The 15457-nt window shown below is 47.0% G+C and carries 16 protein-coding genes, 2 tRNA genes and 1 pseudogene; 16 read left to right on the plus strand and 3 right to left on the minus strand.

Translation table 11 applies throughout. The features are described from left to right. Positions 1-895: ABC transporter substrate-binding protein (locus ABDK92_09195; protein ID MEN3186783.1), on the minus strand; the 895-nt coding region annotated here is incomplete at its 3' end. A 64-nt stretch (positions 896-959) separates the two neighbouring features. Between ABDK92_09195 and ABDK92_09200 the strand changes: the two genes are divergently transcribed. Then, a complete protein-coding gene (locus ABDK92_09200; protein ID MEN3186784.1) occupies positions 960-1367 on the plus strand; it encodes a hypothetical protein in 408 nt (135 codons plus the stop codon). Between the two features lies 1 nt (position 1368). Here ABDK92_09200 and ABDK92_09205 read toward each other — a convergent pair whose 3' ends face one another. Continuing rightward, positions 1369-2217 (minus strand): hypothetical protein, encoded by an 849-nt coding sequence (locus tag ABDK92_09205; protein MEN3186785.1) that lies wholly within the window; start codon positions 2215-2217, stop codon positions 1369-1371. Positions 2218-2317: 100 nt separating this feature from the next. Here ABDK92_09205 and ABDK92_09210 point away from each other — a divergent pair, with 100 nt between their 5' ends. The 9 genes from ABDK92_09210 (at position 2318) to ABDK92_09250 (ending at position 9906) form a co-directional block, all read left to right on the plus strand. Next, positions 2318-3760: a radical SAM protein gene (locus ABDK92_09210; GenBank protein MEN3186786.1), complete on the plus strand. Its 1443-nt coding sequence runs from the start codon at positions 2318-2320 to the stop codon at positions 3758-3760. Positions 3761-3819: 59 nt separating this feature from the next. Further along, on the plus strand, positions 3820-5340 hold the full coding sequence (gene metG / locus ABDK92_09215) for a methionine--tRNA ligase (GenBank protein MEN3186787.1): 1521 nt from the start codon (positions 3820-3822) through the stop codon (positions 5338-5340). Between the two features lie 15 nt (positions 5341-5355). Continuing rightward, the gene (gene metG / locus ABDK92_09220) at positions 5356-5691 is read left to right on the plus strand and encodes a methionine--tRNA ligase subunit beta (GenBank protein ID MEN3186788.1); all 336 of its coding nucleotides are present in this window, start codon (positions 5356-5358) and stop codon (positions 5689-5691) included. Continuing rightward, positions 5688-6506, plus strand: coding sequence for a TatD family hydrolase (locus tag ABDK92_09225; GenBank protein MEN3186789.1), 819 nt, complete (start codon positions 5688-5690; stop codon positions 6504-6506). Before metG (ABDK92_09220) ends, ABDK92_09225 begins: the two co-directional genes overlap by 4 nt. 27 nt (positions 6507-6533) lie before the next feature. Beyond that, a complete protein-coding gene (locus ABDK92_09230) occupies positions 6534-7025 on the plus strand; it encodes a bifunctional nuclease family protein (protein ID MEN3186790.1) in 492 nt (163 codons plus the stop codon). Further along, a complete protein-coding gene (locus tag ABDK92_09235; protein MEN3186791.1) occupies positions 7015-7503 on the plus strand; it encodes a TIGR00725 family protein in 489 nt (162 codons plus the stop codon). The genes ABDK92_09230 and ABDK92_09235 overlap by 11 nt, the downstream gene beginning before the upstream one ends. Further along, positions 7500-7841, plus strand: a complete 342-nt coding sequence (locus tag ABDK92_09240) for an Asp23/Gls24 family envelope stress response protein (protein ID MEN3186792.1) — start codon at positions 7500-7502, stop codon at positions 7839-7841. The genes ABDK92_09235 and ABDK92_09240 overlap by 4 nt, the downstream gene beginning before the upstream one ends. Positions 7842-8047: 206 nt before the next feature. Further along, a complete protein-coding gene (rsmA, locus tag ABDK92_09245) occupies positions 8048-8869 on the plus strand; it encodes a 16S rRNA (adenine(1518)-N(6)/adenine(1519)-N(6))-dimethyltransferase RsmA (GenBank protein ID MEN3186793.1) in 822 nt (273 codons plus the stop codon). Further along, a complete protein-coding gene (locus tag ABDK92_09250) occupies positions 8866-9906 on the plus strand; it encodes an alcohol dehydrogenase catalytic domain-containing protein (protein ID MEN3186794.1) in 1041 nt (346 codons plus the stop codon). Before rsmA ends, ABDK92_09250 begins: the two co-directional genes overlap by 4 nt. Positions 9907-9910: 4 nt before the next feature. Here ABDK92_09250 and ABDK92_09255 read toward each other — a convergent pair. Further along, positions 9911-9997 (minus strand) — tRNA-Leu (locus tag ABDK92_09255). Positions 9998-10161: 164 nt separating this feature from the next. Here ABDK92_09255 and ABDK92_09260 point away from each other — a divergent pair. The 6 genes and pseudogenes from ABDK92_09260 to ABDK92_09285 all read left to right on the plus strand — a co-directional run bounded on the left by ABDK92_09260 (position 10162) and on the right by ABDK92_09285 (position 15304). Beyond that, the gene (locus ABDK92_09260) at positions 10162-10512 is read left to right on the plus strand and encodes a metalloregulator ArsR/SmtB family transcription factor (protein ID MEN3186795.1); all 351 of its coding nucleotides are present in this window, start codon (positions 10162-10164) and stop codon (positions 10510-10512) included. Between the two features lie 563 nt (positions 10513-11075). Next, positions 11076-12278: an HAD-IIA family hydrolase gene (locus tag ABDK92_09265; protein MEN3186796.1), complete on the plus strand. Its 1203-nt coding sequence runs from the start codon at positions 11076-11078 to the stop codon at positions 12276-12278. 10 nt (positions 12279-12288) lie between these two features. Further along, positions 12289-12366 (plus strand) — tRNA-Pro (locus ABDK92_09270). A 53-nt stretch (positions 12367-12419) separates the two neighbouring features. Next, a pseudogene (locus ABDK92_09275) lies at positions 12420-13210 on the plus strand (MASE3 domain-containing protein). Beyond that, positions 13207-13671 carry a GGDEF domain-containing protein gene (locus ABDK92_09280; protein MEN3186797.1) on the plus strand — a complete coding sequence of 155 codons (465 nt, stop codon included), beginning with the start codon at positions 13207-13209 and terminating at the stop codon, positions 13669-13671. Before ABDK92_09275 ends, ABDK92_09280 begins: the two are co-directional and overlap by 4 nt. Before the next feature lie 310 nt (positions 13672-13981). Next, complete coding sequence (locus tag ABDK92_09285; GenBank protein MEN3186798.1) at positions 13982-15304, plus strand: extracellular solute-binding protein; 1323 nt, start codon at positions 13982-13984, stop codon at positions 15302-15304. Positions 15305-15457 lie beyond the last annotated feature (153 nt).

A 15457-nucleotide genomic window follows, 5' to 3' on the forward strand; every position in this document is an offset into this window, starting at 1 on the left:
CGTCGGCAAAGGGTTTTTCAAAACCTGGTGTATCTTCACCCACATTCATGGCGAGATACCCTACATTGATACCGGCAGTTTCAAGAAGCACCAGGTCCGGATTGCTTTTGATTCGTTCCAGATCATCGGGGCTGGGATACTCCACGCAGTCAATGGTGCCCTTTTCAAGTTCAAGGAGCCGAACGGACGGGTCAGGAATCACCCGGAAAATGACGCGGTCTAAATACGGCCGTCCTCCCCAGTAATCGTCAAAGGCTTCTACAGTGATGTGGTCGTCCTTGACCCATTCCACGAATTTGAAAGGTCCGGTGCCCACCGGATTTTTGAAGAAATCGGCCCCATACTTTTCACAGGCGGTGGGACTCACAACGGCCACTGTGAACATAGCCATGCTGGTTAGAAAAGAGGCATTGGGTTGGGAAAGAATGATTTTAACAGTGTAATCGTCGACTTTTTCCACATCTTTCACGTAATTGAACATCCATTTCCAGTAGGCCCATTCACCGTACTGGTAAAAGGGATGATTGGGATCGAACTGTCGCTTATATGAATAGACCACCGCATCAGCGTTGAAATCGGTACCGTCGTGGAATTTGACGCCTTTGCGAAGATGGAAGGTGAAAGTGAGGCCATCTTCAGAAACTTCCCAAGACTCGGCAAGGCATGGTTCGATTTCCGTGCTCCCTTCTTGGTAGCGGAGCAAACCTTCGAACATGGCATCGGTCCTGGTGATGGAAATCCCATCGGTGACGTCGGCTGGATCGAGTCGCGCCGCATCACCGGCGCTGCCGAAAACAAGCGTTCCTCCAGGTCTTGCTTCCTGAGAAAATCCAAGACCAGTGAGACTGAGAAGCAAAACACCAATAACAGTGAACAAAACACCACATCTTTTCATGAGTTGACCCTCCTTTGTGTTTTATGCCAAAATTATATCATACCAGGACAAAGGGGGTATTTGCGTGGAGACTCGATTATGGATTCTTCTTGTGCTTTGCCTCTCTCTTTTCTCAGGTTGTTTCGGTCCAAAAACCGTTACATTTGGGGAGGCTGTACGGCTATTCCACGGGGGAGCTGTCATTCTTAAGGAATCAGGGATATCCATCAAATTTCTGGAAGTGATTGAAGATTCTCGTTGTCCGGATGGCGGAATTTGCCCATGGGAAGGGAGGGTGGTTGTGTGGTTGGCAATACAGAAAGGTCAGCGATGGGAAACTCGCGAAATTATCCTTCAACCGTCTCGATTACCCCACGAAGAGGATATCGATGGATTCCTTCTTATCATTTCTGATTTTGGTCCACCGAAGAAGCTCGGTCAGGACATCCTCTCTTCGCAGTACTTCCTTATCCTGAGTTTGAGAGCGGGGTAAATTATGTTCTTTCTCTGTATAGGACGGTAGGCCTTTTACGTGGTGGGGAGAAAGATGGGGAAGGAATGAAACACGCTTCTTTGCGCAAGAGGTCCAGATTATAGAGCATCCAGAGGTAAAAGTCTGTAGGGGTTCTGTTTTTTAATTTTCTCATCATCTTGCTCTCTTGGATCACCTCTGTGGCTTTCTGATAACAGTTTTTGTACCATCCCTGGACAGCTTCTTCCCAGGGAATGCACCCTGCGTATTTTTCTCTACTCTCTGTGTTGCTGATGCAAGAAGAACACTGGAAACACTGGATGAGGCGAAGGAGTTCAAGATATCCTCCGGGAATGGTGACATGAATATTTTTGAGTCCAGTCTTTTCCCAGAAAATTTGTTCCTCAAGGCGATGGAAAACTTCCTCAGGGGAAGAATCCTGAAGTGTTGGGGGAAGAGGGATCTCAATGACTTCAGCGTCGATATACTCTGCCCTTTCGGCTTTTGCCACCGAAATGCGATGATGTCCATCGCGAACAAAATAGAATTCCCCTACTTTAACTAAAGATACTACGGGAAGGGATTGACCACTCTGGTAAAGCTGGTGAATGCGGGCCCAGCGGTGCCGATCCTGCTTTTTTAGAGGGAGGAATTCTCGATCAAAGTCATCAAATCGGTTTTCGGTCCCGATGATTTTATCGATTGGGACTGTCTGTATCCCTTTATAGATTTCTTCCCCGCTGCCGGCGATTTCTCGCCAGGGTGAAAGAGGGAGAAGAAGGTGGTGATGGCGTACTTTTCCCAGAAGTTTTTTCCAAAAGGCCCTGCGGTACAGGGTATCAAACCGGCTTATACTCTCATAAAGACTCATACAGCATCACCATAGTATTATAGAACATTGGGAATTGACTTTAAAGGGATGTTTTTGTGCTTGATAAGGGGTGTAAAATAATAGTGGGGAGGTGAGAGTAATGCATGAACGTCTCATGAATCCGGAAAGAGTGCGTAAGTATCTGAATCTCGGAATTGTTCGCTTGCTTTTCCGGTGGGTGACGCAACCGTCATCAGGTGGGACGGTGAAGCTTGAAAGGATTTTGCTCTTTTACGGACGTAGAAAGGATGGTTTATCGTTTTCTGAAAAAATGTCCTTCTTTCCCATTTATATGGTTATTGAAATGGTGCGTTTTTTATTGCGCTGGCAAAAAGAGTATTTGGTGAATGAGGTTTTTAGTTCCCGAAATATCCGCAGGGTTACTATTAATCTGGCCAGAAGCGTTGCCCGCTATGGAGCAACTCAGCCACAGATTTTTGCTGGACCACTCCTTGTGGTGTGGAATTTTACCAATCGGTGTAATCTTAGGTGCCGCCACTGCTACCAGAATGCTGGTCGAGTGTTGCAGGAATTGAATCTCAAAGAACGCCTGGAGGTGATTGAAGAACTTGACCGAAATTTTGTTCCGGTTTTGGCTTTCTCGGGTGGAGAGCCACTGACGGACCCGGATTTTTTTTCGGTAGCGGAGCGGGCTGCATCAAAAGAAATTTACCTTTCGGTAGCCACCAATGGTGTCCTTCTCACCAAAGATATGTGTCAGCGACTGAAGGACGTTGGGGTGAGCTATGTGGAGGTGAGTCTGGATAGTTCGTATCCTGAGTATCATGATGCCTTCCGGGGTATACCGGGACTCTGGAAGAAAACCGTGGAGGGAATCGAAAACGCTGTGAAAGCGGGACTTCTGGTTGGCGTTGCTCCGACGATTACCCGGGACAACCTGCGTGACCTGCGGGATCTCTATCGGCTTACTCAAAATCTGGGAGCACATCGTTTTTACGCTTTTAATTTCATCCCCACTGGAAGAGGACGGGAGATTGTCGAATGCGATCTTTCTCCAGAAGAGCGGGAAGATATGCTCGATATGCTTTATGACTGCCTGATGGAAAAGGAAATCGCCGTTTTCAGTACCAGTCCTCAGTTTGGGAGAAAGTGTCTGGAGAAAGATGCCCATGGTATCGTAATCACTGGACACTATTCCCTTTCAGAGGGGACTCTTGCCCGGGTGGCAGCGGAGTATGTGGGGGGGTGTGGTGCAGCCCGAGCGTACTGTGCGATTCAACCGGATGGTACAGTGACCCCCTGTGTGTTCATACCGATTTCCATTGGTTCCCTCAAAGAGAAAACCCTTGAGGAAATCTGGAGTGGGTCTTCGGTCATGCAAGAACTTCGCGACCGGGAACGGTACAAACCTCACTGTGGGGTTTGTGATTACCGGTCAGTGTGTGGAGGATGTCGAGCTAGAGCGTATGCGTATTTTTCCGATTACCTTGGTCCTGATCCAGGATGCAAATGGAATCGGAAATTTTGGGAAGCATATCGAGGGGAAAGCGACCGACTTCGTCCCACTGGAATTGCCGTTTGAAGTTTCCGGAAGCACAAGTTTGTGCCATAATTAGAGAAAGCAGTTAAAGGAGGTAAAAGATGGAGAAGAGTTTTTACGTCACCACACCCATTTACTACGTGAACGATGTACCCCATATTGGTCATGCATATACCACCTGCGCAGCAGACATTTTAGCTCGGTTCCATCGCCTTCTGGGGGAGAGGGTTTTCTTTTCCACCGGGACCGATGAACACGGGCAGAAAATTGAAAAAGCTGCTCAGGAAGTAGGATTATCGCCTCGGGAACTTGTTGATAAGGTGGTAGTTCGCTTCCAGGAACTCTGGAAGGCCATGCATATCGAGTACGACGTTTTCATCCGTACCACTTTTCCAGAACATGAAAAGGTGGTACGGGATTTCTTTCTCCTTTTAAAGGGGAGGGGGTATGTTTACAAAGGGGAGTACGAAGGGTGGTACTGCGTTCCCTGTGAAACCTTCTGGCCAGAAAGCCAACTTGATGAGCGGTTTGTCTGTCCAGACTGTGGCCGACCTTTGCAAAGATTGAGGGAAGAAAGCTATTTCTTTGCACTTTCTCGATTTTCCGAGCCACTCCTTCGATATTTTGATGAGCATCCTGACTTCATCATGCCTGAGAGCCGTTACAATGAGATTTACAATTTCGTCCGTAGAGGTCTCAAAGATCAGAGCATTTCTCGCACAGGTCTCAAGTGGGGTATTCAGGTTCCTGGAGACCCTGAGCATACGTTTTATGTCTGGTTTGACGCCCTCATAAACTACATCACGGTAGCAGGTTTTGGTCGTGACGAAGCACAATTTTCCAGCCTCTGGCCCTGGACATATCATCTGGTGGGGAAGGATATTCTCCGTTTTCATGCTGTCCTCTGGCCTGGGATGCTTTTGGGGGCAGGGTTACCCCTTCCTCGACGAATTTTTGCTCACGGATGGTGGACCGTAGAAGGTGAGAAAATGTCCAAGTCTAAGGGGAATGTGGTTGACCCCTACCGGGTGATTGCCCAGTACGGTGTGGATCGTTTCCGTTATTTTTTAATGCGAGAAGTGAGCTTTGGTCTGGATGGCGATTTTTCGGAGAAGGCGTTGGTGGAACGATCGAATGCAGACCTGTCTGACAATTTTGGGAATATGGTCCACCGGACTTTAAGTATGGTCCTGAAGTATCGAAATGGAGTTGTCCAGAAACCGAGTGCCTATGAAGACCGAGAATGGGAAGAGTTATTGGAAGATGTAAAAGAAAAATTCTTTTTTTCCATGGAGCGCTTTGCCTTTGCACAGGCTCTCGAAAGCGTTTGGCGTCTTGTTCATTTTGCAAATCGCTCCATTGACCAGCAAGCTCCTTGGAAGATGTTTAAAGAAGGAAATAAAAGCCTGGATCGGGTTCTCTATCGTTTACTTGACTGCAGCCGAATCGTTGCTGTGTTTGTTTCTCCTTTTATGCCTTCCACAGCTACGAAGCTGTGGAATCTCATTGGTATGGGAGACCATTTCGAATTTTCTCCAAGAACTATGGAGTTAGAATGGAGTGGAGGTCCAGAATGCTATCGCGTGAAGCACCCTGAACCCCTCTTTCCGCGCCTTATTTAGAAAGGAGTGATCCATATGGGTTCTTCATTCATTAATCTGGAAGAGTTTCAAAAGCTTGAACTTCGGATTGGTGAAGTTGTACAGGTAGAAAGGGTAGAGGGTACAAGAGCGCTCCTGGCCCTACGGGTAAGTTTGGGAGATGAGGAACGGACGCTTGTAGCCGGTCTTGCTCCGTATTATCGACCGGAGGAGATGCTGGGGAAAAAGGTGGTGGTTCTTGCCAATCTTGAACCAGCCACGATACGGGGTATACAGTCGGAGGGCATGCTTCTTGCTGCTGACGATGGGAAAGGAGGCGTAAGTCTTCTCACTGTGGATCGGGACATTGCTCCAGGAAGCAAGATCCGATGACTTTCTGGATTGACATCCACGCCCATCTCGATGATGATGCCTTTCAGTTTGATTGTGGGGAGGTTATTGAACGAGCCCAAGCGGTGGGTGTTACAACCATCGTGAGCGCAGGTATTTCTATTTCTTCTTCCCAGAAGGTTCTGGAGATTGCTCGGCGTTATGCTCCGGTGTGTGCTGCTTTGGGTGTTCATCCCCAGGAGGTCAAGGGCGAAAAAATCGATTTTTCCCAGATTGAGAACCTCATAGTTTCTCCCGGAGTTATTGCCGTGGGAGAAGTAGGGCTCGATTATTACTGGGATAGAACGTATGAACGAGAACAGGAAGAAACGTTTGTTGCTCAAATCGAAATTGCCGAGCGAAATGATCTTCCGCTTATTGTCCATTCCCGGGCTGCCGAAAGAAGAGTGCTGAAGATTCTGGCCGAGCGAGTACACCATGTTCCCGTCGTCTGGCATTGCTTTTCCGGCGACTGGTTCCTCTTGCAAGAGATCCTTTCTCACGGTTTTTACCTTTCGGTGAACGGTGTTATGACCTATCCAAAAGCAACAACCCTTCGCAAAAGTCTTGCAATGGTTCCTCGGGAACGCATTTTTCTTGAGACTGATGCTCCTTATCTTCCTCCTCAGGGAAAAAGAGGGCAACGGAATGAACCAGCTTTCCTTCCTGGGATGGCGCGTTTTCTGGCGCAGTTTTGGAATATCGATATTTCGATTCTGCAAGAACAGCTCTGGCAGAATTTTCAGGAGGTTTTTGGAAAAAAGTGGAAAATGAGCCAACAGGAATTGAGGAGAAGCGAAAGGGGTTATACAATATAAGTCAGGAAAAGAGGGATTGAAATACCGATGATGAAAATGCGAGTTCAGGGGTTGATGTTTGATCAGAAGAATGCTATGGCGGTCGTTGTTCTGGTCGACGAAGAGGAAAAAAGAAGCCTGCCCATCTGGATTGGGATTTTTGAAGCTCAGGCAATTTTACTTGGTTTACAAGGAGTGCAAACACCTCGACCGCTGACCCATGACCTTCTGGCCTCGGTCATCCGCAATATGGGGGGAGAGCTGGATCGAGTGGTCATCACCCAGATTGTGGATAACACCTTCTACGCGCTTTTATATCTCAAAGTTGGAGAAAACGAGATCACCATTGATGCGCGTCCCAGTGACGGTATCGCACTCTCTTTACGCATGGGGGCTCCGATTTATATTTCTGAGGAAGTACGCAGTTCTACCACAGTTGCTATGGGTGAAATTGATGATAAAGAAATTGAAGAGTTTGGCCAGTTCTTGGAAAAGCTCAAGCCGGATGATTTGAAAAAGTACCTGGGATATGAAAAGTAGCGTTTACATTGGTGTTATCGGCCAGAGTGTCTGTGAAGAAAGGATATGTCGGCTTGCTTATGAAGCTGGTCGAGAGATTGCCCGACGAGGGGCGGTTCTTGTTTGTGGTGGTCTGGGAGGAGTTATGGAAGCCGCCTGCCGAGGTGCGAAAGAAGAGAGTGGGTTGACAATCGGAATCCTCCCGGGCTTTTCTTTTGAGGATGCGAACCCTTTTGTTGATATTGCCATTCCCACTGGCCTTGGAGAAGTGAGGAACTTTGTTATCGTTAATACAGCTTCGGCCCTCATCGCCTGTGGAGGGCAGACGGGTACGCTCAGTGAAATTGCCCTTGCGTTAAGGGCGGGGAAGATCTTAGTGGGCCTTGAAACCTGGAAAATATGCGACCACCGAGGACGAGAAGACTTTTTCCCTTGTTTTGAAAGACCGGACCAGGCGGTAGAATTTATCTTCAGGAATTTACCGGGACGAAGGCCATGAATGATTTTCAAGAAGGGCAGATAAGGATTCGAGTCTCAACTCTGCTTGAGGTGGTGGGGAAAGCTGTACTGGAAGTGGAAGGAGTCAAAAATGATTTTGAGCATCTTCTGCGACAGATAAAAGTCTTCGTCGACGGAGAAAGTCAGTCGCTCCATGAGAAGATTCCTCTGGAGGGGAGGAGAATCGCTGTAACCATGAATTTGAAACTTTCTGAGAGTTCTTCTTTTATTGCCGTCGCTCGAGAAGTGCAAAAAAGGGTATGGGAGATAACGCGCCAGGAATTGGGTTTATCTCTCGACAAGGTGAATATCGAGGTGAATGAAATAGAATGGGTTTAAAGGGGGAGTGGGTTTGTACAATCCTGAAGGCTTGTGCCAGGTATGTCGCCATTGTGATCCGGAACTGAAAAAGAAAGGGATTTATCGATGCCTTTTGGGGGAACAAAAGGAAAGAAAAGAACCAGTTGATCGGTGTGACTATTTCTTCCCGGATCACTTTGGCGAGACCCAAGAAAATTAAGCTTGGTTGAATCTGGACCCTTTATATGGTCCTAAAAGGTCGACATCGAAAAGGGTGGGGACAGCATTTTTTAGTTGATTCGAAAATTAGAAAGCGAGTTGCTGAAGAGGCGGAACTCTCTCCTCTTGATTTAGTTGTGGAAATTGGTATTGGAGGAGGTTTTCTCACTGAGATACTTCTCCAACAGGCTGGATGGGTGGTGGGTTTTGAAATTGATTCGGGTCTTACTCCCTTGATAAGGGAAAAATTCGCTGCGTATTCGAATTTTTCATTTTACCCCGAGGATTTTCTCAAAATTGATTTACAGACTTATCTTGCATTTCTCACATTTCCGGTAATCAAGTGCGTTTCTAACCTTCCCTATTCTGTTTCTACCCCGATACTTTTTAAACTCTTCGACGAGAAAGTGGAGTGGAATCTCCTTCTTCTTATGGTGCAGAGAGAGTTTGGAGATAAGGTGCTTTCTTTCCCTCCTTCGGGGAAAGGGAGCTTAGTATCCCTGGCGACTCACCTTCGGTTCAACGTGAAAAGAGTTCTTACAGTTGCCCCTTCGGCGTTTAGCCCGATTCCAAAGGTGGAATCGGTGGTGTTAAAATTGGTTCCCCGAATGGATGGAGTTGACCTAACAACGTATCGGAAGGTGATCAATTTAGCGCGCTTTCTTTTTATGCAGAGGAGGAAGTCGCTTTATTCGCGCCTTGAGGAAAAGATGGGAAGTCGCAAAAAGGCTTCTGACGTTTTGGAAAAAACGGGGATATTACCCCAAATCCGGGCTGACGACCTGGAACGCTCCCAGTGGATTGCCTTGACAATGGCTCTTGAGAATCAAAATGAGGAGGAAAGATGATGAGAGCGCTGCTAAAGGTAGAAGAAAATCCTGGTTTTGTGTTGCAGGATATCCCTATACCTTCTCCAGGTAAGAGGGAGATTCTGGTGCGTGTTCGAGCTGCAGCTATCTGTGGTTCAGACCTAAAAATTTACAAATGGGATGAATTTGCCCGTTCTATTATTCCCAGATTACCGTTCATCCCGGGCCACGAATGCTGTGGCGAGGTTGTGGCTCTTGGCGAGGGAGTGGAAGGATTTAGGGTGGGTGATAAAGTTGCCTCGGAAACCCACATTCCCTGTTTGCAGTGTTTTCAGTGTCGTCATGGTCGGTTACATACCTGTGAAAACATGGGTCTTTTCGGCCATACCCGGAATGGGTGTTTTGCTGAGTATGCTGTAATTCCTGCTGTTTCCACTCGCAAGATTCCCGAATCGTTTTCCTTCGATGAAGGATGTATGCTGGAACCCATGGGAATTCCTTATCGAGCGGTAGAAGCTGGAAACGTCACTGGGGACTTCGTCGTTGTCCTTGGGTGTGGTCCGATTGGCCAGTTCGCGGTGGCTTTTGCTCGATTCTTTGGAGCAGCTCAAATTATCGCTGTCGACCCCAATGAGAAGCGCCTTCGAATTGCCTCTTCTATGGGTGCACATTTTTTGGTTAATCCTTGTCTTGAGCCCCTGGTTGAAGTGGTTGCTGAAAAGGCTCGCGATTTCGGTGGAGGTGTTGGTGTAGTTATCGAGGCTTCGGGGAACATCCTGGCGCTTCAGGAGGCATTTCGGTACCTCCGTGTAGGGGGAAAAATCATGGTTCTTGGACAAACTGCTCAACTTCTTGGACTACATGTTTCACCGGATATTGTTTTCAAAGAGGTAACCATTCAGGGTTTCTTTGGTCGGAAAATATGGGATACCTGGGAGAAGATAGAAGCACTCATGGAGTCAGGCAAAATCGATATTGCGCCGGTTATCACACACCGGTTTACACTATCTCAGTATGAGGAAGCCTTTCGTACAGCCCTCCACGGTGAGGGATGTAAAGTGGTGTTTGACATATAAGAAATGGTGCCGGGTGCGAGATTTGAACTCGCACGGGTGAATACCCACTACCCCCTCAAGATAGCGTGTCTTCCTGTTCCACCAACCCGGCACTGCGGAAAAGATTATAGCAGGGAAGAGCGCTCTCGTCAACGCTGTTTTGAAGGTAGGCTGCTTGGAGTTTCGTGAAGGAATTAAATGGGTGGATTGGAATTTCGCGTTGAGGTCGGAATACTTTTTCTTGACTTTCAATATTTTTTTTGCCAAAATGCGCATATGAGAAAGTATGAGGTGATTTTTAAAGCCCTGGCGGATCGTAAAAGACTCCGGTTGATGGTATTGCTCCTTAAGGAGCAAGAACAATTTTTCGTGTGTGAGCTGGCTAGTGCCCTTGGAGATAGTCCTTATAACCTTTCAAAGTACTTAAAGGAACTCAAGATGGTAGATTTGGTGGAAGAGGAACGAATGGGCAGAAGGGTTTTCTATCGGATAAAGCCGGCCGAAAATGACTTCGTAGAAAAGCTTTACCAGTTACTTTGGATGATTGAGGATGAAGAGCTTGAGGGTTTTCAGCAACAATTGAGACTTCGAAAGACTCTGCGAGGAGAAGATGAATGTGTTATCTGAGACGTTGAGGAAAGTGCGGGGAAATGAAAACTTGTTTTGGAGACGATAGAAGTTGATTTTCATGATTTGGTGTCAATCGTTGGTGAAGCAATAACCCCAAGATACAAATAAAAATGTTTTGTGACGCCTTTCAACACGCCGGTTCTGAAAGAAACCAAGTATTTTGGGGTGAATAATATAATTCGAAATATAAGCACCGAACAAGCTCTGAAAACCATCCAGAAGCCGGTAAAGGGAAGAGGCTGAAAAGATTTTTTTCATCAAAACAAAGGGGGACTCGGGATTCCAAAGAGTCCCCCTTTGTTTTGATGGTTATCAGGGAGAGTTCCGAATCGGGACTTTGCTCTGGTATAATCGTACCAGAGAGACGAAAAAACGAGTAAATTGGTTCTCGAACTGGTTCCCTTTCGAGATGAATGGGTAAAGTGAAGCTCAGAAAATCGTTCAGTCTTTTAAAATGTTTGGGTGATTCACCGTCCGATTCCCTCGGAAGGTTTTATTCTTTTGGATTACGCAGGTACAGTCTTAGTTAAGAAGCAAAGACGAGTGGTGACTGTTTCAGGGTGATTGCCGAACGTTTTCGAATTTTCCTCTTTGACCTCGACGGAGTAATCTGGCGGGGTGGAAAATTAATCTTGGATGCAAAAGAAGTGATAATGGAACTGCGAAAGATGGGCAAACTGGTCCGCTTTTTGACCAATAATCCTCGTTGGTCGAGAGCAGAAATCCGGGAAAGACTCGTTGCCTTTGGCGTTCTGGCTGAGTTGGAGGATGTCGTGACAGCGTCCTGGGCTACGGGTTGCTATCTGCGGGAGAAGGGATACAGGAACGGCTATATCCTTGGAAGCGATTCGCTCAAAGGGGAACTGGAAGCAATGGGGGTTACCGAAACAACACATGCTCCGGAAGTGGTGGTGGTGGGATACGATGAGCGCATTTCTTTTGGTGAGATCACCCGGGTGGTGCGCTTTATCGAGGACGGTGCAGAATTGGTTGCAACGAACCCCGATATGGCTTTCACCCTTCCCGAGGGGAAAGTGCCGGCTACTGGGGCTGTGGTAAAGGCGATTGAATCCATTACGGGCCGTAAAGCGACAGTCATTGGTAAACCTTCACCGTATATTTTCCAGCTCCTTTTCCGGGAATTGGGGGACATCGAACGAAACAACATCCTTCTGGTGGGTGATAGTATTGAAACTGATATTCAGGGTGCCCATGGAGTGGGAATTACGGGAGTTCTCTATGTAACGGAAGACACGGTTCTGCCTTGCCCCCAGAGTCCCGGTTATCCGGATATGGTGATTGTGCACCTTGGATGTATTATAGGAAGGGATCTTACACCACCCAAAAAACGGGCGGTGGGAATGCTGATTCGAAATCAAATAAATCAAGTTTTATGTGTTCGCCGCCGCGATAACCATCTTTGGTGTCTTCCCACTGGAAAAGCAGAAAACCATGAATCAGAAGAGGAGGCTGTGCATCGAGAATTACAGGAGGAATTGGGAATCGAAGTAAAAATACGAGGTTTACGGGCAGTATATTTGCAGGATCCAGCGCTTCATTTTCGCTATCCAAACGGGGATTGGTTCCATTTCGTGGTTTTTTTGTTTGAGGGCTTTTTTCAAGAGGGGAGTGTCCGTCCGTGTCCGGAGGAAGTAGAGGCGTGGGGATTTTTCCCCGAGGATGGTCTCCCTTCCCCCTTTTTTCATCTGCATCAGAAATGGATCCAGGAGATGAGTGGGAGGAATAAAGAAGTTGTGTTATAATTCTTTTAGTCGGGGCGTAGCGCAGCCTGGTTAGCGCACACGGTTCGGGACCGTGGTGTCGGCCGTTCAAATCGGCTCGCCCCGACCATATTTTTGTTGCAATTTCTGCTTTCCTCTATTGTAGGAGGGGTTTGTGGGGTAATGGTACTGAGGGTAAAAAAGACCTTTTTAGCAGGCTTTTGGAGCCCGGCACTACTTTTGCTCTATTCCCTTTCCCGCCGGAATTACCTTCTTTTTCATTCTATTGTTGAATTCTTAGCCATCTTTACCGGTTTTGCCATGTTTCTTTTTGCCGTGGCGGCTTCCTCCGTGAGCCGCAACACTGTGGTACAGAAGCTCGGGTGGCTATACCTTGGGGTGGCAAGTATCGATACCCTCCATACTCTCTCTTATAAGGGTATGGGTGTATTTCCAGGATATACGGCCAACCTCCCCACCCAGTTCTGGATTCTGGGTCGTTTGGTAGAATTCGGTGGCTTAGCCGTCATTGTCCTGTGGCTCCGGCACGTTTCGATAGGTGCACTGGCGTTAATGGTTTTTTCAGCAGCAATTGCTGGTAGCAGCACCATTTTTTGGGGTACTTTCCAGATTGTTTTCTGGAAGGGAAAGGTCTTACGCTTTTTAAGGTTGTTTCTGAGTATGTCATGATTGCGTTGTGGTTTACGCTACTCATTCAGGTACAACGCGATAGAGATGAAGATATGCTCCCCTTTCGAAAACCGATTTCCTGGGCACTTGTCCTCAGTGCTCTAGCTGAGTTTTCTTTTACTCTTTATACCGACGTGTACGGGTTTTTCAATATGTTAGGGCACCTTTTTCGATTTATTTCTTATTTCGTTCTCTTGGAGGGGATTGTGGTGGAAAGCATCAGAAAACCTTTTGATGCCCTTCTTTTTGAGATTCAGCGAGAAAAAAGCAGTTCGAAGAAATAGCCAAACGAGATGCCTTAACTGGAGTTTTTAACCGTCACTTCTTCAATCAGTGGGTTAGGGAACACGCTCAGGGTCTGTCTTCCCTGGGTTTGACTTCCACCCTTGGGTTTCTGGACGTGGATAACCTGAAAATGATTAATGATACCTATGGACACCTGACAGGAGACCGGGTACTTTCCTTTGTTGCCAGAATACTTCAGGAAAACCTTCGTAAAGATGTGTTGATTGTCCGATATGGTGGAGACGAATTTGTGGTGGTTTTCCCAAAAACGAGGGCTTCTGAAGCTTGCATAGCCATAGAGCGGGTACAGAGCTCCATGGCGAATCAGAATGAGTTTTCCTTTCCCGTTTCTTTCTCTTTTGGAGTTTCCGAGTTTCGCAACCTGGACGAGGTGGAGAAAATCCTCCTTCAGGCGGATCAGGAAATGTGCGCGATGAAAAAGGCAAGGCTCAGAATGTAATCTCCAATGAATGGCTATTTTGTATCGCGCTTTTTCGCTGGTGTCAGTTAGTTTACTATGAATTTGCTTGGTTTGTACCTTTTTGTGGGGAATCAAGTATGGTCAGTTTTACCTTTTAGGCTTGTATATTGTATAAATTGATTGGTGGGTTGCTGCTGAAAGTCGAAGTTTCCCGAAGAAGGTTCCGGTGTTTCTTTTTCTGGTATAATATCCTTATGAAGGGAGGTGAAAGAAGAAAGTTATCCGTGCTTTCTAAGGCGAAGTTCGTTTGAAAACAGGTGAAAAAGGACAACAAAAAGGAGGGAGAATAATGAAGCGCATTATCATTATGAGTGTATGTTTCCTTCTTCTATGTTGTTTTAGTGTTTCCTTCTCGCAAGAACGGCCTACCATTACCATCTGGGGTCGAGCTTCGTTTGCGCCAGCACAGGCCTACTGGTTTAACTCTTTAGCCTATGAATGGGGAGCAAAGAATGGAGTAGATGTTAAAATTACCTGGATTCCGGTGGGGGATATTGCTCCCAAACTGGTAACGGCAGTGGCTTCAGGAACGGAACCCGACTTGGTCATCGGTGGTATGCCCTACGCCAAGTTTGCTGAGGGGGGCTTGCTTTTACCGCTTGATGAGATTGTGGATAAGCTGGGTCGAGATGATTTCTTTGAGGTAAAACTCTTAGTTGGTACAGTAGACGGAAGGGTTTATGCGATTCCTTCCGGTTTTGAAATTAGCTGGATGCATGTCCGGCAGGACATTTTCGAGAAGGCGGGAGCTTCGGAGCTTTTACCTTTCAAAGGGAAGGATGACGTTCTTACCGCAGCAAGGAAAGTCAATCAGGTGGAACCGGGAGTGTATGGAATTGGCTTACCCCTTGGCGGGAGTGGTTATGACTGCGAGTGGACGTTCTTCATTTACTACTATGGATTGGGTGGAGGAGTGATTGAGAGCCGTTCCAAAGCGGGAGTAATTCTGGGAAAAGAGCCAAACCGGTCGGTCGCCAAAGACGTTTTCTCGCTTTTCAAAACTATCTATGAGGAAGGGCTGACACCTCCAGATTCCGGACAGTGGGTGGATATTTCCAACAACATGGCGTTTCTGGAAGGGAAAATTGCCATGACTTCGAATCCCATGAGTATTTGGTACGGGATTATGACCGGTAAGCCAGACCTTGTTCCCAAAACCAAGATTTATCCTGATTTCAGCCCTATAGACCAGGGGCAGGAAGGATGCTTCATTTTCAAATCAACCAAGCACCCCGAATTGGTCAAGGACCTTCTCTATACCTTTTTTGCTGATAAAGAAAATTACCGTAAAGGGTGGTGTGAGCAGTCTCACCTCTATAATCTGCCCATTTTTAAAAGCCAGATGCAGGTTTTGAGTGAAAACTGGAAACAGGGAAAGTACCCGGTAATGGGCATGGACCCGTATGAAGTCGCTCTGAAGACTCAGTACCACGAATGGCCCATGACGTATCCCCTCAAAGAGGCGACCTCGGTTATGGAAGATTTCTGCAATAGCTGGATGGCCAATGACATGGTGGTGCGAGCGGTGGTGAAGGGGGAAAATCCAGATCAGGTGATTGATTTCTATCAGCAGAAGCTTGAAGAGATGGTTCTTGAAGCGTACGGGAAATAATGGTTCAATAACCCCTCCCGAACAAACTGTTCGGGAGGGGTGAGGGGGGAGTCTATGAGGAAAAGAACCATTCTTTTTGATCTAGAAAAATGGACGTACGTTTTTCCGGCGCTTCTCGTTCTGGGTCTGGTGCTCCTTTTTCCTCTTCTTTTT

It is taken from the genome of Atribacterota bacterium (assembly GCA_039638595.1).
In the GTDB taxonomy this organism is placed as follows: domain Bacteria; phylum Atribacterota; class Atribacteria; order Atribacterales; family Caldatribacteriaceae; genus Profundicultor; species Profundicultor thermophilus.

Excerpts from the sequence above, each read along its gene's own strand:
- ABDK92_09285 (MEN3186798.1), top strand. The coding sequence starts at position 13,982 with ATGAAGCGCATTATCATTATGAGTGTATGTTTCCTTCTTCTATGTTGT.
- rsmA (MEN3186793.1), top strand. The coding sequence starts at position 8,048 with ATGGTCCTAAAAGGTCGACATCGAAAAGGGTGGGGACAGCATTTTTTA.
- ABDK92_09210 (MEN3186786.1), top strand. The coding sequence starts at position 2,318 with ATGCATGAACGTCTCATGAATCCGGAAAGAGTGCGTAAGTATCTGAAT.
- ABDK92_09235 (MEN3186791.1), top strand. The coding sequence starts at position 7,015 with ATGAAAAGTAGCGTTTACATTGGTGTTATCGGCCAGAGTGTCTGTGAA.
- metG (MEN3186787.1), top strand. The coding sequence starts at position 3,820 with ATGGAGAAGAGTTTTTACGTCACCACACCCATTTACTACGTGAACGAT.
- ABDK92_09205 (MEN3186785.1), bottom strand. The coding sequence starts at position 2,217 with ATGAGTCTTTATGAGAGTATAAGCCGGTTTGATACCCTGTACCGCAGG.
- ABDK92_09260 (MEN3186795.1), top strand. The coding sequence starts at position 10,162 with ATGAGAAAGTATGAGGTGATTTTTAAAGCCCTGGCGGATCGTAAAAGA.
- ABDK92_09250 (MEN3186794.1), top strand. The coding sequence starts at position 8,866 with ATGATGAGAGCGCTGCTAAAGGTAGAAGAAAATCCTGGTTTTGTGTTG.
- ABDK92_09225 (MEN3186789.1), top strand. The coding sequence starts at position 5,688 with ATGACTTTCTGGATTGACATCCACGCCCATCTCGATGATGATGCCTTT.
- ABDK92_09240 (MEN3186792.1), top strand. The coding sequence starts at position 7,500 with ATGAATGATTTTCAAGAAGGGCAGATAAGGATTCGAGTCTCAACTCTG.
- ABDK92_09230 (MEN3186790.1), top strand. The coding sequence starts at position 6,534 with ATGATGAAAATGCGAGTTCAGGGGTTGATGTTTGATCAGAAGAATGCT.
- metG (MEN3186788.1), top strand. The coding sequence starts at position 5,356 with ATGGGTTCTTCATTCATTAATCTGGAAGAGTTTCAAAAGCTTGAACTT.